The sequence below is a fragment of the Streptomyces sp. CB02056 genome (assembly GCF_001905545.1).
Classification (GTDB): Bacteria; Actinomycetota; Actinomycetes; order Streptomycetales; family Streptomycetaceae; genus Kitasatospora.
In genome coordinates, this window is the sequence record NZ_LIPD01000007.1 from 342,340 (window position 1) to 366,223 (window position 23,884).

General features: G+C 74.0%; 22 protein-coding genes. 8 read left to right on the top strand and 14 right to left on the bottom strand.

Going from position 1 to position 23,884, the window contains the following annotated elements; all coding sequences use genetic code 11:
* Positions 1 to 324 precede the first annotated feature (324 nt).
* From AMK13_RS20380 to AMK13_RS20405, 5 genes are all read left to right on the top strand, one after another.
* A complete protein-coding gene (locus AMK13_RS20380; RefSeq protein WP_074003533.1) occupies positions 325 to 1,197 on the top strand; it encodes a class I SAM-dependent methyltransferase in 873 nt (290 codons plus the stop codon).
* 806 nt (positions 1,198 to 2,003) lie between these two features.
* Entirely contained in the window at positions 2,004 to 2,960 is a 957-nt protein-coding gene (locus AMK13_RS20390) for a PhzF family phenazine biosynthesis protein (protein WP_074003534.1), read from the top strand.
* A 271-nt stretch (positions 2,961 to 3,231) separates the two neighbouring features.
* On the top strand, positions 3,232 to 4,119 hold the full coding sequence (locus AMK13_RS20395) for an isocitrate lyase/PEP mutase family protein (protein ID WP_049652485.1): 888 nt from the start codon (positions 3,232 to 3,234) through the stop codon (positions 4,117 to 4,119).
* Entirely contained in the window at positions 4,116 to 4,463 is a 348-nt protein-coding gene (locus tag AMK13_RS20400; RefSeq protein ID WP_234348422.1) for a hypothetical protein, read from the top strand. The genes AMK13_RS20395 and AMK13_RS20400 overlap by 4 nt, the downstream gene beginning before the upstream one ends.
* Positions 4,464 to 4,615: 152 nt before the next feature.
* Entirely contained in the window at positions 4,616 to 5,605 is a 990-nt protein-coding gene (locus tag AMK13_RS20405; protein ID WP_074003535.1) for a bile acid:sodium symporter family protein, read from the top strand.
* On the opposite strand, the gene AMK13_RS20410 is transcribed toward AMK13_RS20405, so the two are convergent.
* From AMK13_RS20410 to AMK13_RS20440, 7 genes are all read right to left on the bottom strand, one after another.
* Positions 5,571 to 6,056: a hypothetical protein gene (locus AMK13_RS20410; RefSeq protein WP_241852965.1), complete on the bottom strand. Its 486-nt coding sequence runs from the start codon at positions 6,054 to 6,056 to the stop codon at positions 5,571 to 5,573. The genes AMK13_RS20405 and AMK13_RS20410 overlap by 35 nt on opposite strands.
* Before the next feature lie 30 nt (positions 6,057 to 6,086).
* Positions 6,087 to 6,788, bottom strand: a complete 702-nt coding sequence (locus AMK13_RS20415) for a DUF402 domain-containing protein (RefSeq protein ID WP_074003536.1) — start codon at positions 6,786 to 6,788, stop codon at positions 6,087 to 6,089.
* A complete protein-coding gene (locus AMK13_RS20420; protein ID WP_049652491.1) occupies positions 6,785 to 7,627 on the bottom strand; it encodes a hypothetical protein in 843 nt (280 codons plus the stop codon). The genes AMK13_RS20415 and AMK13_RS20420 overlap by 4 nt, the downstream gene beginning before the upstream one ends.
* Positions 7,624 to 9,501 (bottom strand): GMC family oxidoreductase, encoded by a 1,878-nt coding sequence (locus AMK13_RS20425; RefSeq protein ID WP_074003537.1) that lies wholly within the window; start codon positions 9,499 to 9,501, stop codon positions 7,624 to 7,626. The genes AMK13_RS20420 and AMK13_RS20425 overlap by 4 nt, the downstream gene beginning before the upstream one ends.
* Positions 9,498 to 9,992: a hypothetical protein gene (locus AMK13_RS44165; RefSeq protein WP_074003538.1), complete on the bottom strand. Its 495-nt coding sequence runs from the start codon at positions 9,990 to 9,992 to the stop codon at positions 9,498 to 9,500. The genes AMK13_RS20425 and AMK13_RS44165 overlap by 4 nt, the downstream gene beginning before the upstream one ends.
* Positions 9,993 to 10,225: 233 nt before the next feature.
* Positions 10,226 to 11,308 carry a TIGR03617 family F420-dependent LLM class oxidoreductase gene (locus AMK13_RS20435; protein ID WP_107418794.1) on the bottom strand — a complete coding sequence of 361 codons (1,083 nt, stop codon included), beginning with the start codon at positions 11,306 to 11,308 and terminating at the stop codon, positions 10,226 to 10,228.
* 92 nt (positions 11,309 to 11,400) lie between these two features.
* Positions 11,401 to 12,039 (bottom strand): TetR/AcrR family transcriptional regulator, encoded by a 639-nt coding sequence (locus AMK13_RS20440; RefSeq protein ID WP_074003539.1) that lies wholly within the window; start codon positions 12,037 to 12,039, stop codon positions 11,401 to 11,403.
* Positions 12,040 to 12,165: 126 nt separating this feature from the next.
* On the opposite strand from AMK13_RS20440, the gene AMK13_RS20445 reads away from it, so the two are divergent.
* Positions 12,166 to 13,707, top strand: coding sequence for a carboxylesterase/lipase family protein (locus AMK13_RS20445; RefSeq protein WP_074003540.1), 1,542 nt, complete (start codon positions 12,166 to 12,168; stop codon positions 13,705 to 13,707).
* A 159-nt stretch (positions 13,708 to 13,866) separates the two neighbouring features.
* On the opposite strand, the gene AMK13_RS20450 is transcribed toward AMK13_RS20445, so the two are convergent.
* Complete coding sequence (locus AMK13_RS20450; protein ID WP_074003541.1) at positions 13,867 to 14,547, bottom strand: type 1 glutamine amidotransferase domain-containing protein; 681 nt, start codon at positions 14,545 to 14,547, stop codon at positions 13,867 to 13,869.
* A gap of 250 nt (positions 14,548 to 14,797) precedes the next feature.
* Here AMK13_RS20450 and AMK13_RS20455 point away from each other — a divergent pair, with 250 nt between their 5' ends.
* A complete protein-coding gene (locus tag AMK13_RS20455) occupies positions 14,798 to 15,709 on the top strand; it encodes a LysR family transcriptional regulator (RefSeq protein ID WP_074003542.1) in 912 nt (303 codons plus the stop codon).
* Positions 15,710 to 15,763: 54 nt separating this feature from the next.
* Here AMK13_RS20455 and AMK13_RS20460 read toward each other — a convergent pair whose 3' ends face one another.
* From AMK13_RS20460 to AMK13_RS20475, 4 genes are all read right to left on the bottom strand, one after another.
* On the bottom strand, positions 15,764 to 16,597 hold the full coding sequence (locus AMK13_RS20460; protein ID WP_074003543.1) for an ABC transporter permease subunit: 834 nt from the start codon (positions 16,595 to 16,597) through the stop codon (positions 15,764 to 15,766).
* Positions 16,594 to 17,589: an ABC transporter ATP-binding protein gene (locus AMK13_RS20465; protein ID WP_074003544.1), complete on the bottom strand. Its 996-nt coding sequence runs from the start codon at positions 17,587 to 17,589 to the stop codon at positions 16,594 to 16,596. The genes AMK13_RS20460 and AMK13_RS20465 overlap by 4 nt, the downstream gene beginning before the upstream one ends.
* Positions 17,590 to 17,744: 155 nt before the next feature.
* Positions 17,745 to 19,172 (bottom strand): RtcB family protein, encoded by a 1,428-nt coding sequence (locus AMK13_RS20470; protein WP_338016310.1) that lies wholly within the window; start codon positions 19,170 to 19,172, stop codon positions 17,745 to 17,747.
* A gap of 49 nt (positions 19,173 to 19,221) precedes the next feature.
* Positions 19,222 to 19,629: an archease gene (locus tag AMK13_RS20475; RefSeq protein WP_234348327.1), complete on the bottom strand. Its 408-nt coding sequence runs from the start codon at positions 19,627 to 19,629 to the stop codon at positions 19,222 to 19,224.
* Between the two features lie 314 nt (positions 19,630 to 19,943).
* Here AMK13_RS20475 and AMK13_RS20480 point away from each other — a divergent pair, with 314 nt between their 5' ends.
* Entirely contained in the window at positions 19,944 to 21,716 is a 1,773-nt protein-coding gene (locus AMK13_RS20480) for an eCIS core domain-containing protein (protein ID WP_074003546.1), read from the top strand.
* Between the two features lie 58 nt (positions 21,717 to 21,774).
* Here AMK13_RS20480 and AMK13_RS20485 read toward each other — a convergent pair whose 3' ends face one another.
* Together AMK13_RS20485 and AMK13_RS20490 are read right to left on the bottom strand one after the other, a co-directional pair.
* A complete protein-coding gene (locus tag AMK13_RS20485; RefSeq protein WP_074003547.1) occupies positions 21,775 to 22,980 on the bottom strand; it encodes a sensor histidine kinase in 1,206 nt (401 codons plus the stop codon).
* A 122-nt stretch (positions 22,981 to 23,102) separates the two neighbouring features.
* Entirely contained in the window at positions 23,103 to 23,768 is a 666-nt protein-coding gene (locus AMK13_RS20490) for a response regulator transcription factor (protein ID WP_049650922.1), read from the bottom strand.
* Positions 23,769 to 23,884: the final 116 nt, after the last annotated feature.

The following is a 23,884-nucleotide window of genomic DNA, read 5'->3' on the forward strand; positions in this document are numbered from 1 at the left end:
GGGTGCGTGCATCGCAAGGCGGAGGAGGGAGTCCATGCGGAGCATCGGCGACCGACGACAACGCGGCGAGGTGCGTGCTCCGGCGTCGTGCGCCCGGCATGATCCGAAAGAGAGGACCCAGGCCGACCAGGCGATTCGGGAGCGAAAACGAAGGCGTGAACCCCTACCGAACGGCAGAGCGAAGAGCCGGATTTAGGCCGTTCCGCATCTGGCTCTCCCCCGCCCCGGCGTCGCTATGATGATCCGCCTCACGTCCTCGGCGTCCCCCTCCGCGGGCGTGACCCGCCACCGCGCCCCGCCGTCCCCCTGGAGGCCGCCGTGCCCATGTCCGAGACCGCGGTCGAGGCCGCAGTCCACTCCGCGCCGCTGAAGCGGGACGACATTCCCGGCTGGTTCTTCAGCCTCGACCGGGCCGCCTTCAGCCACCTGCTGTCCGCCCAGACCGCGGCCGGCGTCACCGGCGACATCCTGGAGCTCGGCAGCTACCTCGGCCGCAGCGCCGTCCTGCTCGGCGACCACCTGCAGCCGGGTGAGCGGCTGACGGTCTGCGACCTGTTCGACTCCGAGGCGGGCGACGCCGACAACGCCGCCGAGATGAACATGTCCTACCGCAAGACCCTCACCCGCAGCGCCTTCGAGGCCAACTACCTCGCCTTCCACGGCGAGCTGCCCGAGATAGTGCAGGCCCCGACCTCGGTGCTGGCCGACGGCCGCGTCCGGGCGGACAGCTGCCGCTTCGTCCACGTCGACGCCTCCCACCTCTACGAGCACGTCGCCGGGGACATCGCGGTGGCCCGGGCCGCGCTCGGCGAGAACGGCGTGGTCGCCCTGGACGACTACCGCTCCGAGCACACCCCGGGCGTCTCCGCCGCGGTCTGGGAGGCGGTCTTCACCGGCGGACTGCGGCCGGTCCTGCTCACCCCGATGAAGTTCTACGGCACCTGGGGCGACGCGGCGGCCGCCCAGGCCGTCCTGCGGAAGCGCGATTGGCCGGCCGAGGGGTACACCGTCGACGAGGACACCATCGCCGGCGCCCGGGTGATGCGCCTCAACTACCAGGTCAAGGGCCCGATCCAGCGCTCCACCTCACGGCGGCTCGCCCTGGAGCTCCTGCCCCCGGTCGCGACCAAGGCCACCCGCCGGATGCTCCGGACACTGCGCGAACGCCGCGCCGCACCCCCGCTCCCGCGCGCCTGACCCTCACGCACCGGGGCCCGCACCTCACCGGCCGGGCCCCGGCGCCGGCTTCGCCCCGTACACGGCCCTGTTCCCCCGAAGCCACGGCGAAGCGAGGAACAGCGCTCTGCAGTCGGAGTGGCACTCGGCCCGGGACAGCGAGGCGGGCACCGGGACTTGGCCTACCTGAAGGACGGCGAAGTCGATGTGGGCCTGTTCGACGGCTTCGGGGCACACCTCGCGCTTGGCGTGCTCGGGCGGCGCCCGGTAGATGCTCGCGACGGAGGGGTTCCGCCCCTTCCGCTTGCCGGCGGGGATGATCAGGCCGGGCTGGATCTGTTCGACCGACCGCCGCCCGCGCGGCGCCGCAGGACGGTGTGCACCGTGTCGTCGGTGATGACGGGCGGTCGGCCGCTGTCCTTGCCCTTGCGGGCCGCGGTGTGCCCTTCGAGGGTGGACGCGCGGAGTGGGCGGTGCGGACGTCCGGGCTCGGCGGGTCCGGGTCGGTCAGCGCACTTCGGACAGGCTTGCCGGCAGGGGTCCGGCACCCCGTGATCGACCTTGCTCTCGCACCGGACCGTTCGCGAGAAGGCAACTCTGGTGGACACTTAGTCCAGGCTGGATATAACGTCCAACTCATGAGGAGCCCTGACGCACGCACGGATCCGCGCGTGCAGACCTGGGCGCCCCGGACTCCGCACTCGCCTCGGACGTCCTCCACGAACCGACCCCGCCGGCCCGATGATCACCATGCTCAGCGTCAGCCCCGGCAGCCACGGACAACAGCCCAGCCGATGACAGCAGAGCCACTCGAAAAGAGAACCGCGATGACGACCCACTCCGCCGGCACCCCTGCGCTCCCCACACTCGCGAGCGACAACTCGGCCTTCTCCGGCGATGACGGGTGCATGAAATTCGAACTGGTCGAAGTGTTCGGGAATGAGCCGCTGACCGGAGGGCCACTCGGAGTGGTCACGTGCGCTGCCTCATGTGACGATGCGCTGATGCAACGCCTGGCGGCCCGCCTGGCCATGCCGGAAACCGTCTTCCTGCGCCGGGGGGACGGAGGAGAGGTGGAGGTGCGAATCTTCACCCCCTACGTCGAGCTGGACTTCGCAGGTCATCCCCTCGTGGGAGCAGCCGCAGTGGCGGTGCGGCAGGGCCTGGCCCAGCCCGGCCGGGTGGCGCTGCGCACTCGGGGCGGAATCGTTCACGCGCAGGTGGGGCCGACAGGGGAAAGTGCGGTACTGGAGGAACGGGCCTGCCAGGTGGGTCCGCCCGTCGTTCCGGATCTCGTATGCGAAGCGGTTGGGCTCGCTCCGGACGCGGCAGTGGGGCCCGTGAGATTGGCATCGGCCGGGCTCGGGTTCGCCTGCCTCCCGGTGAGCGCCGCCGATCTGGAGTCGGCCGAGGCCCTGCCGCACAGGGTTGCGGCGCTCGCCGAGAGCGTGCCCGGACTGGCCGGCGTTTTCGGGGTGGCAGTGTTCGTTCCGCAACTGCCCGAAGTCCGCGCTCGGGTCTTCGTTCCCGAGCCGGTTTGCGCGGAAGACCCCGCCACAGGCTCGGCCGCACTGGCAATGGCCGGATGGCTGGCGCACACGGGGCCGATCGACAAGCCCCTGGTGTTCGACATCGTCCAGGGCACCACCGAACTCGGCTTCTCCAGATTGCGGGTGGAAGTCCGCAGGAATGCCGATGGGGGCATATTCGCAAGCGTCGGCGGCGGGGTACGCACCTTGCTGAAAGGGCAGCTCATGACGGGCAAAATGGTCGACCGGGCCTGAGAACCGCTCGCCCGGCGATTCACGTGACGGCAGTCGACTCCGACAGCCCTGCCTCCGGGGCGCCGACCCCGACCACCCTGCTGGAGCGTCACAGCATTTAGCCGATATACATATCAGCATCTTTCATATCTTCGACATTTCTTCACTCTCGCGAGTGAATCTCACTTAAAGATTTGCCCACGGAACCTTAAAGAGCGCATAGTGATGACACCTCAGTTCGGTCTGGCAAGCACCAAGTTCAGGCAAAGTCATCCCCAGTGAGGAGAAGACCTTGTTCCACGGAAACACGGCAACGGACAGCCCCGGGCAGCGGCTGCGCGCGGAGATCGCGGGCCCGGGGGCGACGCCGCTGATCGGCGTCTACGACATGTACTCGGCCTCCATCGCGGCCGAGCACTACGACGGCATGTTCGTCTCCGGCTTCGGCTTCGCGGCCTCCTACTACGGGCTGCCGGACATCGGTTTCATCGCCTGGCCCGACATGGTGGGCTTCGTCGAACGGCTGCGCGGGGCCTTTCCCCGGCACCACCTGCTGGTCGACATCGACGACGGCTACGTCGATCCGGAGGTGGCCTGCCACGTCGTGCGCAAGCTCGAACGGATCGGCGCGTCGGGCGTGATCCTGGAGGACCAGAAGCGGCCGCGCCGCTGCGGGCACGCGGACGGCAAGCTGGTGCTCCCGCTGGAGGAGTACCTGGAGAAGCTGGAGCTCGTCCTCGCCAACCGGACGGACTTGGTGGTGGTCGCGCGCACCGACGCCACCGAGGAGGCCGACATCCTGCGCCGGGCCCGGGCGCTCGCCGCCACCGACGCCGATGTGGTGCTCGTGGACGGCGTGCGCAGCGAGGAGTGGATCCGCCGGATCCGCCGGGTGGTCGGCGACAAGCCGCTGCTGTTCAACCAGATCGCGGGCGGCAAGTCGCCCCGGCTGTCGCTCTCGGAGCTGTCGGCCCTGGGGGTGGACGTGGCCATCTACAGCACCCCGTGCCTGTTCGCCGCGCACCGGGCGATGGACGAGGCGCTGTCCGAGCTGAAGAGCGCCGACGGGCGGCTGCCCACCCCGTCCGGGGGGCGTGAGCAGGTCGGCGTGCGGGAGTCCACCGAGCTGCTGGAGCGGAACATCGCGCGCCCCAGGGGGCTGATGGCGGTGACGGCATGAGGGCCGGGCAGCTCAGGCCGGCCCGGCCCTCGCCCGCCCTGCCCTCGTCGGCCCAGCCCTCGGCGGCCGCCGCCCTGCGGGCCACCGCGCTGGGGCTGGCCGGGGCCTGCGCCCTGCTCGCGGGGGCCGCGGCGCCCGCGGCCGCCGGCGGCGGGCTGATCACGGTCGTGGACAACTCGAACGCCGACTCCTGGCTGGAGATCGACCGGACGGCCAACCTCCAGAACGGCAGCGGCTCCGCGGGCAGCGACCACGACGGCGCCGGCTCGCTGGTGGGCGGCCTGCTCGGCCCGGGTTCCTCCTCCGGGCCCGCCCTCCGCCCGGTGACGGGAGGCGGCCCGTGACCGACGGCCTGGCGCGCCCGGAGCAGCCACCAGGGCTCCGGGCGCGCGGGGAGCGGCCCCGCGGGGCAAAGGCGCTCGAGGTACGGGCGCAGACGCAACGCGGCTCCGGGCCCCGCTCCCGAAGACTGCTGCCGCGCTGGCTGGACCCGTACATGGCGGCGCTGGCCGGAACGGTCGGGCTGGCCGCGCTGTTCCCGGCCTCCGGCGCCTCGGCACGGGTCGCCGAAGTGGCCTGCGACCTCGCGGTGGCGCTGCTGTTCTTCCTCTACGGCGCCCGGCTCTCCACCCGCGAGACGCTGGCCGGGCTGCGCCACCTGCGGCTGCACGGGCTGGTGGTGGCCACCACCTTCGTCCTCTTCCCGCTGCTCGGCGTGGCCACGGCACTGCTCACGCCCGTCCCGCTCACCGGGCCGTTGCAAACCGGGGTGCTGTTCCTCTGTCTGGTGCCCTCGACGGTGCAGTCCTCGGTGGCGCTCACCGGCGCCGCCGGGGGCAACGTCCCGGCGGCGATCTGTGCCGGCACCTACTCCAGCCTGGCGGGTCTGGCGCTGACACCGCTGCTGGCGGCCTGGCTGCTGGGTTCGCACACCGAGCTGTCCGCCGACGGGCTGCTGCGGATCGGGCTGCAGCTGCTCGCGCCCTTCCTGCTCGGGCAGGTGCTGCGGCCGTGGCTCGGTGGTCCGCTGTCACGGCACAAACGGGTGCTCACGCCGGTGGATCGCGGCTCGATCCTGCTGGTCGTCTACACGGCGTTCAGCGCGGCGGTGTCCCAGGGCATCTGGGGCCTGGCCACCCCGCTGGCACTGCTCGGGCTCCTCGCGGTGCTGCTCGCCCTGCTCGCCGCCGCCCTGGCGGCCACCGGGCTCGGTGCCCGGCTGCTGGGGCTCGATCGGCCGGCCACCATCGCGGCGGTGCTCTGCGGTTCGCAGAAGAGCCTGGCCAACGGCCTGCCGATGGCGACCGTCCTGTTCGGAGCGCAAGCCGGGCTGATGGTGCTGCCGCTGATGCTCTACCACCAGCTCCAGCTGATCGTCGGCACCGTCCTCGCCGGTCGCTGGTCGCGGGCGGCGGCGGGCGGCGCGGCGCCCGGATCGGTCCCGCCCGCGCTCACCGGTCCGGGCGCTCCGCCAGCGCCCGGGTGATCCCCCGGCGCAGCCTGGCCGAGGCCCCGGGCTGTCGGCCGAGCGGGCGCAGCCGCTCGGCCGACAGCTCCGGTCGGCGGGCCAGCTCCAGGACGGCCGCGTACGGGCGGTCGCCCTCCCGCAGGCGGTCCCCGACGAGATCGACCAGGCCGTCCAACGCCTCGCCCGTGAGGGCGGGGTGGGCCGCGAGCAAGCGAAGGAGGCGATTGTCGTTCCACACCTGCTGCCGGCGCCCGACCAAGGCCGCCAGCAGGTCGGTGGGGGCGGCCGGGTTGTCGGCGATCGCGTGCCAGACGAACGGGTACTCGCCGATGGCCAGCCGGCGCAGGACGTCGGGATTCGAGGTCCGTTCGGCGAGCCGCCGGTAGTCGCCGCCGTCATGCAGGTGCTTGAGCGCCTCCATGTCGTCCGTCGCGTCCGTCGTGTCCGCCGCGGCCACCGCCCTCAGCACCCTCGCCGTCCTTCGTGCAGGGGCGCGACCCTAACAGTCCACTGATCCGCCCTCATTCCACTTTCCGGCGGGGGTGCTGAGGGCGGTGGCCGGGAGGGTGGGCAGCGGTCCCTCCGGCGGCAGCGTCCAGGCGTCCGAGTCGGGGGCGAACGGGCCGGTGCGGTCCCGGAGCTGGGCGAGGGCGAGCTCCCGGGCCCGGTCCAGCTGTCGGTGGGTGGCCTCGTCAACGACGCCGAGGCGCCGGGCCTGGGCGTACTCGTCCTCGTCCTTCCAGCTGTACGACGACAGATCGGGGGTGATCACGAGGTCCAGGAAGAGGTCGAGGGTGTCGATGCCGATGGCCGTCCGGCGGTACGGGCGCTCGAAGTTGACGTACCAGCGCAGCGGCCGGCCGTCGGGTGTCAGGAAACGGTGCACGCTGAACGGCACTCCGGCGGTGAAGCGGCTGAGCACCACGGTGTCGCGCCAGGTCCAGTGGTCGAGTTCCCAGCGGCCGGAGGCGAGGTCGTGGACGCAGTCCAGGCGCAGGGCGTCGTCTCCGGCGTGCGCTGCGACGGTCCAGCTGGCCGGGGCCAGGCTCTCCGTCCCCGGGCGGGCGGTGAGGGTCAGGACGTCGCCGTTGTCCGCGAGCACGGTGTGGGGCATGGCCGACCAGACCCGGCCGTGGGCGACGTCCCGCCGTACGGCGGTGCTGCCCGGGGCGAAGACGGGAGCCGAGCCCGGGGCCGTCACCGGACGTAGTAGGCGCGGTTGTGGGCGGCGACGGGCGGGGACTGGTAGGTCCAGACCCCGGCGGCCGGGGCGTCGGCGATCAGGTGGGCGAGGTCGCGGGCGGACTCCTCGGCGGGGTTGCCGAGGTCGAGCCGGACGCGGTCGGCGGTGCGGTCGTCCAGCGCGTAGTAGCGGTAGGGCTGGTAGACGTTGAGCGGTCCGGCCAGCAGCTTGCCCTCGTCGTCGGTGCCGTAGCCGGTGATCGGGGTGTTGTTGACGGACTCGGGGGTGAGGCCCACCAGGTTCACGTCCAGGGCGAGGAGTTCCTCGTCGTGGCGGCTCAGCCCGTCCGGCCCGAGGGCGGCCCGACGGCAGGAGACCGACCAGCGTTCGCGCACGTCGGGCGCGTTGAGGGAGGGCAGGGTGGTCTCGAACCAGCCCGGGTGCTTGGGCTCGGCGTACAGCCGGCGCCCGGCGTCGATGGCGAGCGGGTTGTCGCAGAGCACGTGCAGCCGCGCGATGCCGAGCAGCTTGGTCTGGTCGTAACCCCGGGCGTACTGGCCGTAGTTGACCACCGGCATCCGCTCCTCGGCGAAGACCGGGTGGGCGATCAGGTTGATCTCCAGCTCCTGGGTGATGCCGCCGCCGTTCGGATACTGGGCGAAGTAGAGCTGGAAGTTGAGCGAGACGCAGGCCCCGCCGTCGAAGGCGGCGACGCTCAGCCCGGGGTGGCGCTTGGCGAGCAGTTCACTCGCCCGCGCACGGTCGACCAGGTAGTCGACACCGACGTTGTGCAACGCACCGTAGTGGAAGGGCAGGTGGTACGGCTCCGGTACGGGCGGCAGCGGCAGGCCGGTCATGAGGGCTCCGAGGACGAGGGGGACGAGGGGGACGAGGAGGACGGCGAGGAGAACGGCAAGGGGGGCGACGACGGGGTCAACGCGGGTGAGAACACGGGCGCTACGGGGACACGGCTGGCGGCCGGGGGCGCCACCGCCGCCGGGCGGTGCAGCTCCAGCAGGTCGCGGTGCATCCGCTCGGCGCTGCGCAGCGCGAGGGCGGCCATGGTGAGCGACGGGTTGGAGGTGCCGAGAGAGGGCATCGACCCGCAGCCGACGGCGTACAGGTTGGGGTGCTCCCAGCACCGCTGCCAGTGGTCGACCACCGAGTTGGCGGGCGAGTCGCCCATGATGTGGGTGCCACCGGCGTGGCCGGCGCCCCGGTAGCCGTGGACGGTTCCCCGGTGTTCGAGCCGTCCCGGCCATCCGGCCGCCGGGTAGGCGGTGTGGTCCTCGGCGCCGAGCAGCGCGAACAGCTGGTCGGAGACGGCCCGGGCCGAGGCCATGCCCTCGCGGACGTACTCGGAGACGTCGTAGCGGATGGCCGGGCTCGGCAGGCCGAGCGGGTCACGCCGGTCCCGGTCGAGGGTGACCCGGTTGGCCGGGTCGGCGGGCTGCTCCAGCTCGAACTGGAGCGAGAACTGACGGCCCAGCCGGTCGCCGAGCCGCTCCCGGAGCTCCTTGCCCCGGAGGCCCGCCGCGAGCAGCGACGCCGCCTCGGCCTCCGGCGCGCCGCCCGCCCAGGACCAGCCCCAGTTGCCGATCTCGATCCGGAACGGCGCCCGGCGGTCCCGCCCGGGTCCGAAGCGGAACGCCTCCAGGCCGCTGGTGGAGCCGGGCCCCCGGTAGGGGCCGACCGGTCGGGGCATCAGCCCCCAGGTGAGCAGGGCCGGGTGGTCCATCAGGTTCCGGCCGACCTGGTCGCTGCGGTCGGCCAGACCGGAGAGGAGCAGCAGCCGGGCGTTCTCGATCGCGTGCGCGGCGAGGACGACCAGGTCCGCCGTCACCCGGTGGGTCGTGCCGCCGGCGAGGTACTCGACTTCCCGGGCCCGCCCGGTCTCCGGGTCGGCCAGCACCCGGCTGACGACGGCCTCCGTTCGCAGTTCGACCCCGGCCGCCCAGCGGGCCTGGGTACGCATCGGGGTGTACTTGGCCCCGCTCGGGCAGGCCGGGACACAGCTGGAACTGCCCGCGCAGAGCGGCCCGTCGGCGGAGCCGGGCCTGGTCGGCACGCCGTTGCGGGCGTGCGGGGTGGCGGTGACGGCGAGCCGGGCGGGGCCGGGCACGGCGGGATCGCGGACGGTCCGGCCGTCGAGGGCCCGGGCCAGCTGCCGGTCGAGGTAGCTGGCCGGGATGGCCCGCATCGGGAAGTCGTAGCCGTCCGGGATGGGCAGTCCGACGGCACGGCGCTGCTCCTCGGCGTCGGCGGCGACGCCGAGTTCCCGTTCGGCCTCGCGGTATTGGGGTTCCAGGTCGTGGTAGCCGATCGGCCAGTTGCGGCCGTGGCCGAGGTCGCCGGTGCGGAAGTCCTCGGGGTGCATGCGCGGGGTGAGTCCGGTCCAGAGCAGCCCGGTGCCGCCGTTGGCGCGCAGGTAGCCGCTGGCGTAGGGCAGCGGCCCGTACTGGCGGAGGTGGCCGGTGGCGGTGAAGCCGCCGTCCGGGTTCCCGGTGAGGTCGGTGACGTCGGGTGACGGCGCCTCGGGGCTGTGCGAGTAGGGCGAGGTGGGCGGTCCGCCGCCAGCCGCTCGGTGGGCGGTGGCGGCCTCGGCGCCGGTGGGCGCGGCCCGTCCGGCCTCCAGGACGAGGACCCGCCAGCCCTGTGCGCCCAGGCGGTGGGCGACCAGTGTCCCGGCGAAGCCCGCGCCGACCACGACGGCGTCCCAACGGGCGGTCACCGGCCCTCACCGCCGTTCTCCGGTGCCACTGCCCCGGTGCCCCGCGATGCGGTGCCTCCCGACGTCGCGGCCCCGCCCAGGATCTCCGCCCCTCCCCGGACCTCGGGGCCCGGAACCTCGGCGCCCCGGGGCGCGCCGGCCCAGCTGCCGTGCCCGGGGGCGGCGGCGCCGGGCGGGACGGCGTGGAAGGTCCGCCAGACCAGCCCCTGGTCGTGGGCGCGGGCGGAGGAGGGCGCCTCGCCGGGCCAGGCGCCGACGTACCAGAGGTGGACCAGGGCGTGCTCGTCGCGGACCCGGTGGGCCAGCGTGGTGCGGTGGTGCTCGTCCGCCATGCCGGTGGAGCGCAGTTCGGGCACGTCGAAGCCGGTCAGCTCGGCGCAGACGCGGAGGAACTCGTCCGGGTCTGCCAGGGCGTCGACGTACGCCTTCGCTCCGGGGTCCCAGCGCTCCGCCAGGTCGTAGTCGGCCGGACGGTTGTCGGACACGGACACGCGGACACCCCCACGATCGGCAACGGGTGGCCGAGGCATGACAGGCCGTACGGCGCAACGGTCCGTACGGCACGACAGGCCCCGCACAACGCGGCAGGTCCGGGGCCGCCGGTCCTCGCGGGGACGGCCCTGCCTGCCACCGCGATCCTGCCGCCCGCCCTCACCACCGGAAACGCGTTGCACGAATCTGCCCGGACTTCATCACCCTGTGCCCGGTCGGCCGTCCATCCCGATCATCCGGCGTCCGCTTCCGGTCGGCCCAGCGCCCGCACCGCCGCCAGGACGTCCAGGCCCAGCTCCGGGTCGGCGTCCTCGGGGAGGCTGACGGACAGCCGGGTGACCAGCCCCGCGTAGCGGCGGTGGATCTCCCCCGCGACCTCCTCGACCGGACCGCAGACCGCGAAGGCGTCGAACACCTCGTCGTCGATCAGCGCGGCCATCTCCGCCCAGCGCCCGCGAACCGAGTGGGTGTGCAGTTCCTCCTGGAGCCCCTCCCAGCCGTGCTGCGCCAGCACCGGGCGGTAGGCCGGCGTGGAGGCGTAGAACGCGAGCCGCTCGCGGGTGGCGGCCCGGTTGGCCGCCAGCTCCTCCTCGGTGCGGCCGGTGGCGGTGAGCACGTTGCCGACGATCTCGAACGGCCGCTCCGTCCACGCGGCGCCCTCCGCCTCGGCCCGGGCCCGTTCCTCGGTCAGGCCCGGCAGCACCTGCTCGACCAGGTAGGCGGTGGAGGAGAACGGGTGGCTCAGGAAGCCGTCGGCCACCGCCCCGGCGGTCCGGGTCATCAGCGGCCCGACGCCCGCCAACAGGATGCGCGGCACCCCGGACGGGACCGGATCCGGCGAGAACACCGGCGTCATCACCGTGTGGGTGTAGAACTCGCCCCGGAAGCGCAGCCGTTCGCCGGTCTGCCAGCTGTGCCAGATCGCCCGCACCGCGTGCACGTACTCGCGCATCCGGGCGGCCGGGCGGTCCCAGGGCATCCCGAAGCGCTTCTCGATGTGCGGCTTGACCTGCGAGCCCAGCCCGATGACGGCCCGTCCGCCGGAGGCCGCGTGCAGCCCCCAGGCCTGGTAGGCGAGCGTCATCGGGGTCCGCGCGAAGGCCACCGCGATGCCGGTGGCCAGCTCGATCGACTCGGTGCGGTCGGCCGCCCGGGCGAGCTGGAGGAACGGGTCGTACGCGGTCTCGGCGACCACCAGCCGGTCCGTGCCCCGGCGTTCGGCCCGCTCGGCGGCGTCCAGGATGCCCGCCGGGTGTCCGGAGGCGGTGGCGTCGAGGCGCAGGGCGGCGGGTCGGAGGGCGGCGGGTCGGTCCATGGCGGTGCTCCTGGTCGCGGGCGGCGGTGCTACCCGGGTAGCCTGCCACGCCCCGCCCCGGGCCCCCGGGCCCCGGACCGACCGCCGCCCCCTCACCGACCGCCGACGGCACCGCCCGCACCGCCCGCACCACCCGGCGCCGCGAACAGCCGGTCCAGGTGCCGGTCGACGGCCGTGAGCACGGCGGCGGGCTCGACCACGTCCAGCTCCAGCAGCGTGGTGAACCCGGTGAGCGCGAGCAGCAGGTCCGTCTCCACCACCGGGTCGCGGTCGGCCGCGAGCTGCCCGTCGGCGATCGCCTGCCGGACGATCCCCTCGACCATCGCCCGCCCCTGGAGCAGTCCGTCGCGCGCCCGCGCGTGGACCTCCTCGTCGTGCAGCGCCTCCAGCACGTAGGCGGCGCTCATCCGGCTGGTCGCCCGCGCGTCGGCGTGCAGGGGCAGCAGCTCGACCAGCATCGCCCGCAGCACGTCGCGCGGGTGCGGCCGTTCGCCGAGCTCCGCCAGTGCCCGGCCGACCCGCAACCCGCTCTGCTCGCCGGCGAAGTCCATCGCGAAGGTGAGCATCTGCGCCCGGGAGCCGAAGTAGTGCTGGAGCTGCCCGAGCGAGATGCCCGCCTCCTGGGCGACCTCGCGCATCGTCAGGTGCGTGGCGCCGCGCCGCTCCACGACCCGCCACAGCGCGCGGGCGATCGTCTCGCGGCGTTCCCGGTGGTCGACCTGCTTGGGCATCGGCGGCGGCTCCTCGGACTCCCCGCGGGCCGCGGAAACAGCGGACCCTGCGGGATCTTTTCCATACGCTTGACATAATACAGCTGACCTATAACGTGGGAAGCCTTCCGAGGGAGGAGCGTCCACATGTCGGAGCAGCCCGTCATCCGCACCACCGAAGGACTCGTCCGCGGCCGCTGGGAGCCGCGGCGCGAGCCGGAACAGCACTCGGAGCAGCACCACGAGCAGCGAGACCGCCGAGGACTCGCAGTCTTCCGCGGCATCCGCTACGCCCAACCGCCCGTCGGAGCCCTCCGCTTCGCCGCCCCCGCCGAGCCCGAGCCGTGGGACGGCGTCCGCGAGGCCGTCGCCTTCGGCCCCGTCGTCCCCCAGTCCGGGCCGATGCCCGCCGGGTCCGGCGAGTCGTCCGAGGACACCGACTGGCTGACGCTCGACGTCTGCACGCCCGATCCTGGCGCGGCCGGGCTGCCGGTCCTGGTCTGGATCCACGGCGGCGGGTTCATGTCCGGCACCGCCGGAGACCCGCTGTACGACCCGACCGCCCTGGCCTCCGCCGGGCTCGTCGTGGTGGCCGTCAACTACCGCGTGGGCGCCGAGGGCTTCGCCCTGCTGGAGGGCGCCCCGGCCAACCGGGCCTTCCTGGACCAGATCGCCACCCTGCACTGGGTGCGGCGCAACATCGCCCGGTTCGGCGGGGACCCGGCCCGGGTGACCGTCGCCGGGCAGTCCGCGGGCGCCGGCTCGGTCGCCGCCCTGCTGGCGATGGACCCGGCCCGCGGCCTGTTCCGGCGGGCCGTCGCCCACTCGGTGCCGGGCAACCACTGCACGCCCGCACTGGCCGCCGAGGTCACCGCCGAGCTCGCGAAGCTGCTCGGCACCGTCCCCACCGCCGCCGCGCTGGCCGAAGTGCACCCCTGGCGCCTGGCCTCGGCGGTCACCGAGCTGAATGCCGCGCTGCCGGACCACGTCGCACGCTGGGGCCGACTGGCACGGAGCGGCATCGCCACCGTCCCGGTGGTCGACGGCGAGATCCTGCCGGGCTCCCCGTGGTCGGCGCTGACCGCCGGCGTGGACCTGCTGGTCGGTCACACCCGGGACGAGTTCCGGCTGTTCAGCGTCCTCAGCGGCCGACACGGCGGCTTCACCGAGGAGGAGGCGCAGCGCATGCTGAAGGCGTTCGCGCCGACGCCGGGCGGCCCGGACGCCTACCGGTCCGCCCTCCCCGGCGCGACGCCCTCCGAACTCCTCGAAGCCGTCGGCTCCGACGCCCTGTTCCGGGTGCCGTCCCTCCGGCTGGCCGAGGCCAACGCGGCCGCCGGCGGCACCTCGTACCTCTTCGAGCTCGCCCTGCCCGCCCCCGCCCTCGGCGGCGTCCTCGGCGCCTGCCACGGCCTGGACGTACCGCTCGCGTTCGGCAGCCTGGACAGCCCGACGGCGCGGCAGTCGCTCGGCGACCCGCCCCCGCCGGAGGCCGTCCGGGTCTCGGCGGAGCTGCGCCGGGCCTGGGTCCGGTTCGCCACCACCGGCGACCCGGGGTGGCCCGCCTTCGATCCGGACCAGCAGCTCACCCGCGTCCTGGACACCCGCTCGGAGACCGTCCGCTACCCGGAACAGGCCGCCCGCCGGATCTGGGCGGGGCACCCCCTCACCGCCTACGACCTGCACTGACGGGGGCCCGGCCGGACGGGGAGCCCGAGGGCGGGTGCCGAGGACGGCCGTACGGCGCGGGCGCATGCCCGCGCCGTACCCGCCGTGGGCTCCTCACCCGCTCAGGCAGCTCCCGTGCACGGGCGACCGCACGGACCGGCCGTTCCGCCGCTACTTCCCCTACTTCCCCGCGTCCTTCAGCAGCCGCAGCAGCCCGGTCGCCACCAGGGCCGAGGAGGCCGGGTTCTGACCGGTCACCAGGTTGCGGTCGACCACCGCGTGCGGCGCCCAGGGCTCGCCCTCCTCGAAGTCCACGCCGAGCCCGACCAGCCGGTCCTGGAGCAGCCACGGCGCGCGGTCCGCCAGGCCGGCCTGGGTCTCCTCGGCGTTGGTGAAGCCGGTCACCCGGTACCCGGCGAAGGGCGAGCCGCCGTCCTCGGTCCGCGCGGCGAGCAGCGCGGCCGGGCCGTGGCAGACCACTCCGAGCGGGCGCCCGGAGGCGAGCACCCGGGTGAGCAGCCGGCCGGAGTCGGCGTCGACCGCCAGGTCCTCCATCGGGCCGTGGCCGCCGGGGTAGAAGACGGCGTCGTAGTCGGCCGGGTCGACCTCGGCCAGCACCAGCGGCCGCCGGAACTCGGCGATCCCCGCCAGTTCCTCGGCCATCGCCGGGTCGGTCAGGCTGGCCCGGTCCGCGACCGGGACGACACCGCCGGGAGTGGCGACGGCGACCCGGTGGCCGGCCTCGGCGAAGGCCCGGTACGGGACGACCGCCTCCTCCGCCCAGAAGCCGGTCGGGTGCTCGGTGCCGTCGTTCAGGGTCCAGACCTTCGAACCGGTCAGGACGAACAGGATGTCGGCCATGGGGGTGTGCCTCCGGGGGTGCCGCGGTCTCCGCCACGACGGTCCGCCGCGGCGCTCACGCGGTCGACGCTAGACGCGCCCGGCCCACGGGAACCAATGGGCCACGCGATACGAGGCATCGGAATTCCGATACCTCACCCGGACCGTCGAGCCGGTCGCCAAGCTCAGCACCGAACCGACCACGGAATCCACCATCGGGCCCACCCCAGGGCCCACCGCCGAGCCATCGGAATCCCGTACGCTCACGGGCATGAGCGATCGCCCGGCCACCGGCTCCGGCCCGCTGGACCTCAACCAGCTGCGGACCTTCCTCGCCGTACACCGGGCGGGCTCCTTCACCGCGGCCGCGCACCTGCTGGGCCTCTCCCAGTCCACGGTGACCGCGCAGATCCGGGCACTGGAGCAGCGGCTCGGCCGGGAGCTGTTCGAACGCCGGGCCCGCGGGGTCAGCCCGCTGCCGTACGCCGACGACCTCGCCGCCCGCCTGGCCGGGCCCCTGGACCGGCTCGCGGGCCTCGCCGACGGGCGCGGCGGCGGCGCGCCGGAGCCGGTGCACCTGGCCGGGCCGGCCGAGTTCCTCGGCACCGTCCTGCTGGCCGAGCTGGCCCCGCTGGTCGCGCAGGGCGTCCAGCTGCGGGTGACCGGCGGGCTCACCGACCCGCTGCTGGCGGAACTGCGCGCCGGGCAGCACGACCTGGTGGTCGCCACCCGGCGTCCGCGCGGCCGGACGCTGCTCGCCGAACCGCTCGCCGACGAGGAGTTCGTCCTGGTCGCGGCCCCGGTCTGGGCCGAGCGGCTGGCCGGCCGGGAGCTGCCCGACGCGCTGGCCGAGGCACCGCTGCTCAGCTACGCCGAGGACCTGCCGATCGCCCGCCGCTACTGGCGGCACGTCTTCGACCGGCGGCTGCACGCCCGGGCCGCGGTCACCGTGCCGGACCTGCGGGCGCTGCTCTCGGCGGTGACCGCGGGCGCGGGCTGGAGCGTGCTGCCCGGCTACCTGTGCCGGGCCGAACTCGCCTCCGGGGCCCTGCGGTTGCTGCACGAGCCGGCCGATCCGCCGATCAACACCGCCTACCTGGTGCGCCGCCCGGCCGGCTCGGCCAACCCGCACGTGGCCCTGGTCCGCGAACACCTGCTGGCCGCGGCCCGCACCTGGGGCTGACCGGCCGCGCCCCCGCCGACCGGCCGCCCACCAGCCACACACCGCGCCCCGGGATCAGACCGCCAGGTCCCGCCGCTCCAGCAGCCGGAAGGCCGCCACCAGCCCGAGCAGCCCCACCCCGAGCAGCACGCCGAACGCCGCCCACGGCACCCCGCCGTGGCCGAGCACGTCGCCCGGCGCGTAGTAGTGGAACGGGCTGAGGTAGCGCAACGGCCGGGCCGGGGACCAGGCCAGCGCGACGAAGTTGAGCGCGAAACCGACCGCGCCGAAGGCGACGGCCGCGCCGACCACATGGGCCCGCCGCCGGCTGACCGCGGAGACCGCCAGCACCGGTCCGGTCAGGCAGAACGCGAGGGCGCAGCCGAGCAGTCCGGCGGTGAACACCGCACCCTCCGGGACGGCCTCGCGCAGCGGCGCGGAGACCGCCACCCCGAGCGCGAGGGTCAGCGTGGCGGCGGCGTTGAGCAGCACCGAGGCGGCGACCAGGGCGCCGGTCCGCTCGGCGAGCAGCCGGCGGCGGGAGACCGGGCGGGTCATCAGCAGCTCGATGGTGCCGGACTCGACGTCGGCCGCGACGGCGGCGGCGCCGAGCGAGCCGATCACGGTCAGCTGGAGGGCGATCCAGAACGGGTGGGTGAGCCCGGCGCCGAGCAGGCCGGGGTAGCTGGCGATGGAGACGTCGCCGTTGGAACCGCTGAAGGCCTTGAACGCGCCGGGCGGGGTGCGACCACCGCCGAACAGGTCGCCGGGCGGGATGGTCCCGGCGATCACCACGATCAGGGCCTCGAAGACGACCATGCCGAACAGCAGGGAGAGCAGCATCCGGCGCCGCCGGTGCAGGGCGAGCCAGACCAGCGGGAGGCGGCGGTTGACGGTGCCCGGGTTCACGGCCGCTCCTCCGGTTCCGGCCGGCTGCCACCGGCTGATCGCTCCTCGGCCCCGACGGACCGGTAGAGGTCGAGGAAGGCCTCGTCCAGGCCCGCCTCCTCCACCGTCAGGTCGGCGACCGGCAGTTCGGCGAGCAGGCTGCGCACCGCCGCGACCACCTCGTCCGGCGGCACCAGCAGCTCCACCCGCGGGCCGTCCCAGCGCGGCGACCACCGCTCGGCGGCGCCCAGCGGCCGGGCGCCCCGCCCGTCGTCGAGGAGCAGCCGGACCCGGCGGGCCCGGGCCTGGCGCAGTTCGGCCACCGAGCGGACGGTGACCAGCCGGCCGTGGCGGACGATGGCGACCCGGCCGCAGGTCCGCTGCACCTCGGGCAGCACGTGGCTGGAGAGCAGGACGGTCCGCCCGGCCGCGGCCTCCTCAGCGAGCAGTTCGTAGAAGGTCTCCTGGACGAGCGGGTCGAGCCCCTCGCTCGGCTCGTCCAGCACCACCACCGGCGGCCGGTGCTGGAGCGACTGGACGAGTCCGAGCTTCTGCTTCATGCCGCGCGAGTACTGCCCCACCGGCCGGGCCAGGTCGGCCCGGGAGAGCTTCAGCCGCTCGCACAGCTCGCGCTGGCGCGGGACCGGGGCGCCCTGGAGGGCGGCGAGCAGGTCGAGGGTCTGCTGCCCGGTGAGCTCGGGGTAGAGCCGCAGTTCGCCGGGCAGGTAGCCGATCGAGGGGGCGAGCCGGCCGTGGTCGGCCACCGGGTCCAGGCCGAGCACCCGCACCTGCCCGTCGCTGGGGCCGAGCAGGCCGACCAGGCAGCGCAGCGTGGTGGTCTTGCCGGCGCCGTTGGGGCCGAGCAGGCCGAACACCTCGCCGGCCTCGACCGACACGTCCAGCTGTTCGATGCCGACCGTACTGCCGTAGCGCTTGGTGAGCGCCCGCAGTTCGATCACCGGACCGCCTCCGGTGCCCCGGCGGTCGACGGCTGGATCCGGGCTTCCCGGCATGACCACCTCCTGTGAGGGACGCGCCCGACGGTGCCGGACGGGCTCCAGCGACGGGATGCGATCCGTCGCCGGACGCGCCCCGGTGACGGACGCGTCCGACATCCAAGCGCGCCCGGCCGGGCGAGTCGAGGGACGCGGCCGAAACGGAGGGTGTCTCACCCCTTGCACACCCCCAGCGGCACCAGCCGGGCGACCTGCCGGGCGAGCCCCGCGGCCTCGGTCACGGCGGCCACCGCGTCGACGTCCTTGTACGCCTCGGGGGTCTCCTCGGCCAGCGCCCGCCAGGAGGCCGGCCGCACCGCGATCCCCCGCGCCTCCAGCTCGCTCTTCAGCCGCTCGCCGCGCACGGTGCGCAGCGCCTGGTGGCGGCTCAGCACCCGCCCGGCGCCGTGGCAGGCGGAGCGGAAGGCCTCGTTGCCGGGCAGTCCGACCATGACGTACGAGGCGGTGCCCATGGTGCCCGGCACCAGCACCGGCTGCCCGGCCCCCACCAGGTCGGCGGGCAGGTCGGGGTCGCCCGGCGGCAGCGCCCGGGTGGCGCCCTTGCGGTGCACGCACAGCGTCCGGAGCTCGCCGTCCACCTCGTGGGTCTCCAGCTTGGCGAGGTTGTGCGAGACGTCGTAGACCAGCTCCAGCCCGACGCCGAGCACGGTGGCGAAGGCGCGGCGGGCCGCCTCGGCGAGCAGCTGCCGGTTGGCCCGGCCGTAGTTGGCGGCCGCGGTCATGGCGCCCAGGTAGGCGCGGCCGCGCGGGGAGTCGACCGGGGTGCAGGCGAGCTGGCGGTCCGGGAGCTCGATCCGGTAGCGGTGCAGTTCGCGGTCCATGGCGCGGACGTGGTCGGTGCAGATCTGGTGGCCGAGGCCGCGCGAACCGCAGTGGATCATGACGCAGACCTGTCCCGGCCGCAGTCCGAAGGCGGCGGCGGTCCGCGGGTCGTGCACCCGGTCGACGGCCTGCACCTCCAGGAAGTGGTTGGCCGAGCCGAGGCTGCCGACCTGCTGCAGCCCGCGCTCGACGGCCCGGGTGCTCACCTCCCCGGGAGCCGCGCCGGCCAGCACGCCACGGTCCTCGCAGCGTTCCAGGTCGCGCGGCACGCCGTGGCCGTGCTCGACGGCGTAGCGGGCACCGCCGATCAGCAGCTCGTCCAGTTCCTCCGGTCCGCCGAGCCGCCACAGGCCGCCCCGGCCCAGGCCGCGCGGGACGGTGCGGTCCAGCAGGTCCATCAGGCGGCCGATCCGCTCCGGGTCGAGTTCGTCCCGGCCGACCCCGGCCGCCAGCAGCCGGACCCCGCAGGAGATGTCGAAGCCCACCCCGCCCGGCGAGACCACCCCGCCCCGCTCGACGTCGGTCGCGGCGACCCCTCCGATCGGGAAGCCGTAGCCCCAGTGCACGTCCGGCATCGCGAAGGAGGCGCGGACGATCCCGGGCAGCGCCGCCACGTTCGCCACCTGCTCCAGCGCCTTGTCCCCGGCGGCCTGCGGCAGCAGCGCGGCGCTCGCGAACACCACCCCGGGCACCCGCATCGGCGGGCGCGGTTCGATCCGCCAGCGGTACCGGCCGGCCTCGGTCAGTGCGATCTCCACCTCGCTCACCCCGCTCCCGCGGCTCCGGCCCACCGCGCCGGGACCGGGCTCAGACGTCCACCGTGGCCTGGCAGGTCCAGCCGTCCGGCCCGGCGCTCAGGTCCAGGTCGTGCAGTGAGACGGCCTTCGGCACGGCGCCGACCAGGGCGGCCGTGGCGGCGTCGGCCATCCGGAACCGGACCGCCACCCGACGGGCGCCGTCCAGGCCCTCGATCGGACCGACCGCCACCGCCACCGGCAGCTCGCCGTCGACGTCCATCCGGTAGACGACCTCCTCCAGGACGCCCGCCAGCAGGTCCGGATCGCTCACCGCGAGGACCGTGCAGCCGCGCTCACCGACGATCCGCGCGCCGGCCAGGTCGGCGAAACTGCCGACGACGCCGTGCACCAGCTCGCCGATACAGCCCTCCGCCGTCGGCGCCCATGCCTCGACCCGCAGGTCGGCCGTGTGCGGCACACTCCGGTGCCCGCCGGCGGACCGGCCGGCAGGCTCGTCTCCGTCCACGAGCGACGCCTCCCGCACCCGTTTCCCTCTCCCCTCCAGCCTCGTCCCGCAGCCCACCCGGGGGCAAGTGCGGCCGATCCGGCGGCCGGGTGCCGCAGCAGGCCCTCACGCAGGGCGATGGCGTGCGGCCGAACGGTGGCCGTGCCTGCGCGACGGGCAGCGCGTCATGCCCGATCAGGCAGCCCGGACTGCCTTCGCGCCTCTGGTGGAGCCCCTGCCCGTCTGTTAGTCAGGAGGGTGACCGCCTGCCGTGCGAGAGGGAGACCATGCACGCCCAGCACAGCGCGAAGACCGATGAGGCCGAGCGCAGCCGTCCACCGGTGAGCAAGCCCGCAGTCGGGGGCGCGCCGCCTCTCCTGGCCCTCCAGCGCAGCGTCGGCAACGCGGCGGTCGTCCGGATGCTCCGCCGGACCGGACGGCCAGGGGCTCAGGAACAGCCCCGGCAGGGCGACGAATTCGACTACGGGCAGACCGAACACGCCGTTCAGCGCTCCACCGTCCAGGACGTGCTGCGCTCCCCGGGGCATCCGCTCGACCACGGCACGCGCGCCGAGATGGAAGGCCGGCTCGGCGCGGACTTCTCGGACGTCCGCATCCACACGGACGCCGCCGCGCGGGCCTCGGCAGTGGACGTGGGCGCCCGCGCCTACACCTCCGGCCACCACGTCGTCATCGGCGAGGGCGGAGGCGACAAGCACACCCTCGCCCACGAACTCACCCACGTCATCCAGCAGCGCCAGGGCCCCGTCGCCGGAACGGACGACGGCACCGGGCTGAAGGTCTCCGACCCCTCCGACCGCTTCGAACGCGAGGCCGAGGCCAACGCCGTTCGCGTCATGCGGCGGTCGGTGCTTCCGCCGGCGCGGACCGAGGGCGGAGCCGCCGTCGGCACCCGTACCGACGTAGCGGTGCAGCGCGCGACGGCGGAGGAGGACCGCGAGGTCGCGGCGAACCTCGCGGAGGCCGCCGGCGGGCGCCTCGGGAGCACCGAGCCGTGGGCGCGCGAGACGTTCGATCCCCATGACACGGAGATCGGCGCGGACAGGACCGGTGTCCACATCGCCAGTGTCCAGGCCCCCACGGACAAGGTGATGAAAGCGGGTGCGCAGTGGTCGGCCGTCGAGCTGGATAAGAAGAAGAAGCTCCTGGGCGAGGCGCTGGACACCGCGTTCCTCGAATGGAGCAAGCGGTACGACCCCGAGCAGGTGTACATCTTCACCGCGCCGGAGTACTACTTCAGCGGCCAGGGCACCCACTTCCTGAGCGGGGACCAGGCGGCCGGCGTGGACGAGTGGCTCGCCGACCGCCTGGCGATCCTGCCCAGCAACTACCTGGTGGTGCCGGGAACCATCGGCCGCCGACGTTCCCTCGACGCGCACGAATCGGACCAGGCGCGCGCCGACCAGCAGGAGGGCCGGAAGCGGCTCAAGGAGAACATGGGTGCCGACAACGGATACGCGAAGGACTCGGTAGCGGAGCTGGAGGAGATCTGGGAGCAAGGACCTGACCCCGACGGGTCGGGCAACGTGACCGTGTTCGACAACTACGCGCGTGTCTTCCAGGGCGGCCAGGATCCGAAGACCTACACGAAGCGTTTCGAGGCGCCGGACTGGGGAGGAGCTCCGGACCGTTCACAGGAGGAGATGGAGCAAGGCTTCTTCGCCATCGGGCAGGAGAACTTCGAGACCACCGTGAAGGGCGTTCAGGTCCGTCTCCAAATATGCTCGGACAACGCCGCGGAGAGCCTCTGGAACGAACCGTACGAAGGCGTCCACATCCTGGTGGCGGCGAACTTCGGCGACGCGGGCGAGAGCCAGGCCAACATGCACGGGGACACCTTCGTCGTGGCCGACTCGGGACATTCCCAGCTCTTCGAGGCCGACAATCCGGTCCCGCCGGCGGACAGCGTCGAGGACCTCCGGTACCACGCTGCCGAGAAGCGGAAGATGACGGGCAAGAGCCCGGAGGCGACCAGCACGAAGGGACCGGTCTCGCTGAACTTCTACCGCACGGCGACCCGGGAACCCAGCGCCCAGTAGGCGCCGGGGCGGTGGGCGAGGCCGATCGCGTGCCCTGCGGGTGCCCCTGGCCGCCGGGTCAGGCCGTGGGGAACTCGACCCGGACGCGCAGTCCGCCCGTGCTGCCGGGGTCGGCGGTGACGGTGGCGTGGTGGGCGCGCGCGATGGAGGCGACGATGGACAGGCCCAGGCCCGCGCCCTCACGCGGGCTGTGCCGACGCTCCTGGAGGCGGCGGAAGGGCTCGAAGAGGTAGGGGACCGTCTCCGGCGGCACCTGGGGGCCGGTGTTGGCGACCTCCAGGACGCCGTCGCGCACGTCGACGTCGACCCGGCCGCCGTCGTGGTTGTAGCGCAGGGCGTTGCCGACCAGGTTGCGTACCAGGTGTGCCAGCAGCACCGGATCACCCTCGACGGACACGGGGGCGGTGTCGGTCCGGACGGTGACGCCGTTCGCCCGGGCTTCCTCCGGGGCGGCGCACTCGGCGGCCACCGCGCGGGCCAGCCGGTCCAGTGCGACCGGTTCGCGGTGGTCCAGCCTCTGGTCGGAGACGGACAGCAACAGCAGGCCCTCGATGAGCCGTTCGCTGCTCTCGGAGACCTCGATCAGTTTGCGGCGGACCCGGGCGACGGCGGCCGGGTCCCCGGTGGCCAGCCCGATCTCGGCCGCGGCCCGCTGCACCGCGAGCGGAGTGCGCAGTTCGTGTGCGGCGTTGGCCGCGAACCGCTGCTGCGCACCGACCAGTTGCTCCATGCGGTCGAGCATGTCGTCGAAGGTGTCGGCGAGCTGTTTGAGTTCGCCCGGGGGTGCGTCGAGGGCGATCCGCTCGTGCAGGTTCTCGCCCGAGAGCCGCCGCGCCGTGTTGGTGATCACCGCCACCGGGCGCAGCACCCGTCCCGACATCCACCAGGCCAGTGCCATCGAGATGACGGCGAAGGCGGCCAGAGCGATCAGGGAGACGGTCAGCAGCTGGTTCTGGGCGGCCTGCTCGGCGGCCTGGGTGACGACCTTGACGGCCTGGAAGTGGGACTGTCCGCCGTCGGCGGGATCGGCTCCGGCGGGGGCGCTCCCGGGTGGAGCGTTCGCGGGTGGGGCGTTCGCGGGTGCGGCGGTTCCCACCGTGAGGGTCTTCGCCGCGGCGGCCGGGTCCGGGGTCGCCAGTGTGGCCAGTCGCGGTTCGACGGCGACGGCCGTGCTGATCGAGGTGTACAGCCCCTCCCGGACCAGGAAGTTGACCAGGACGATGAGCATCGCCCCGGCGAGGACGAGCAGCCCGCCGTAGAGCATGGTCAGCCGGCCCCGCTCCCCGCCCGGCAGCCGCGGGCGTGCTCTGCCCGGTAGCCGCCGGCGTGCTCTGCCCGGCAGCGGAAGCAGCGGAAGGCGGTTCGGGCCGACCGGGGCGGAGCGCCTCACGCCGGGACGCCGATGCGGTAGCCGTGGCCGGGCACGGTGTCGATGACCGAGGGCTCGCCGAGCTTGGCGCGGAGTTTGCTGAGGGCGACCCGGACCGCGTTGGTGCGGTATCCCATGTTCCGCTCCCACACCTGGTCGATCAGGTCCTCACCGCTGACCACGGCGCCCTCGGCCTGCATCAGCACCTCCAGTACGCCGAACTCCTTGCGGGACAGGGCGAGGTAGCGGCCCTCCCGGAAGGCCTGGCGGCGGGCGGTGTCGAGGGTGATGCCGGCACGTTCGATGACCGGCGGAAGGGCGGGGTGGGTGCGGCGGCCGAGGGCCAGGACCCGGGCCAGCAGTTCCTCGTAGGCGAACGGCTTGGTGAGGTAGTCGTCCGCGCCCAGGTCCAGGCCGTCGACGCGGTCGCGGACGGTGCCGGCGGCGGTGAGCATCAGCACCCGGGTCAGCAGCCGCTGCTCGACGACGCTCCGGCACACCTCGTCGCCGTGCGCTCCGGGCAGGTCGCGGTCGAGTACGAGCACGTCGTAGTCGGTGAGGCGCAGCCGTTCCAGCGCGTCGGCGCCGTTGTACACGACGTCGACGGCCAGGGCGTCGCGCCGCAATCCCTCGGCGATCATGTCCGCCAGGAATTCCTCGTCCTCCACGATCAGTACACGCATGACATCAGGTGTACCTGAAAGCCACCTTTCGTCGCCGTAAAGGTCTCGGCTGACAGCGGCGAAACGCGGGTGCGTGCCAGCCTCTGCGTCGTCGGTCACCCGGTATCGGAGACGTA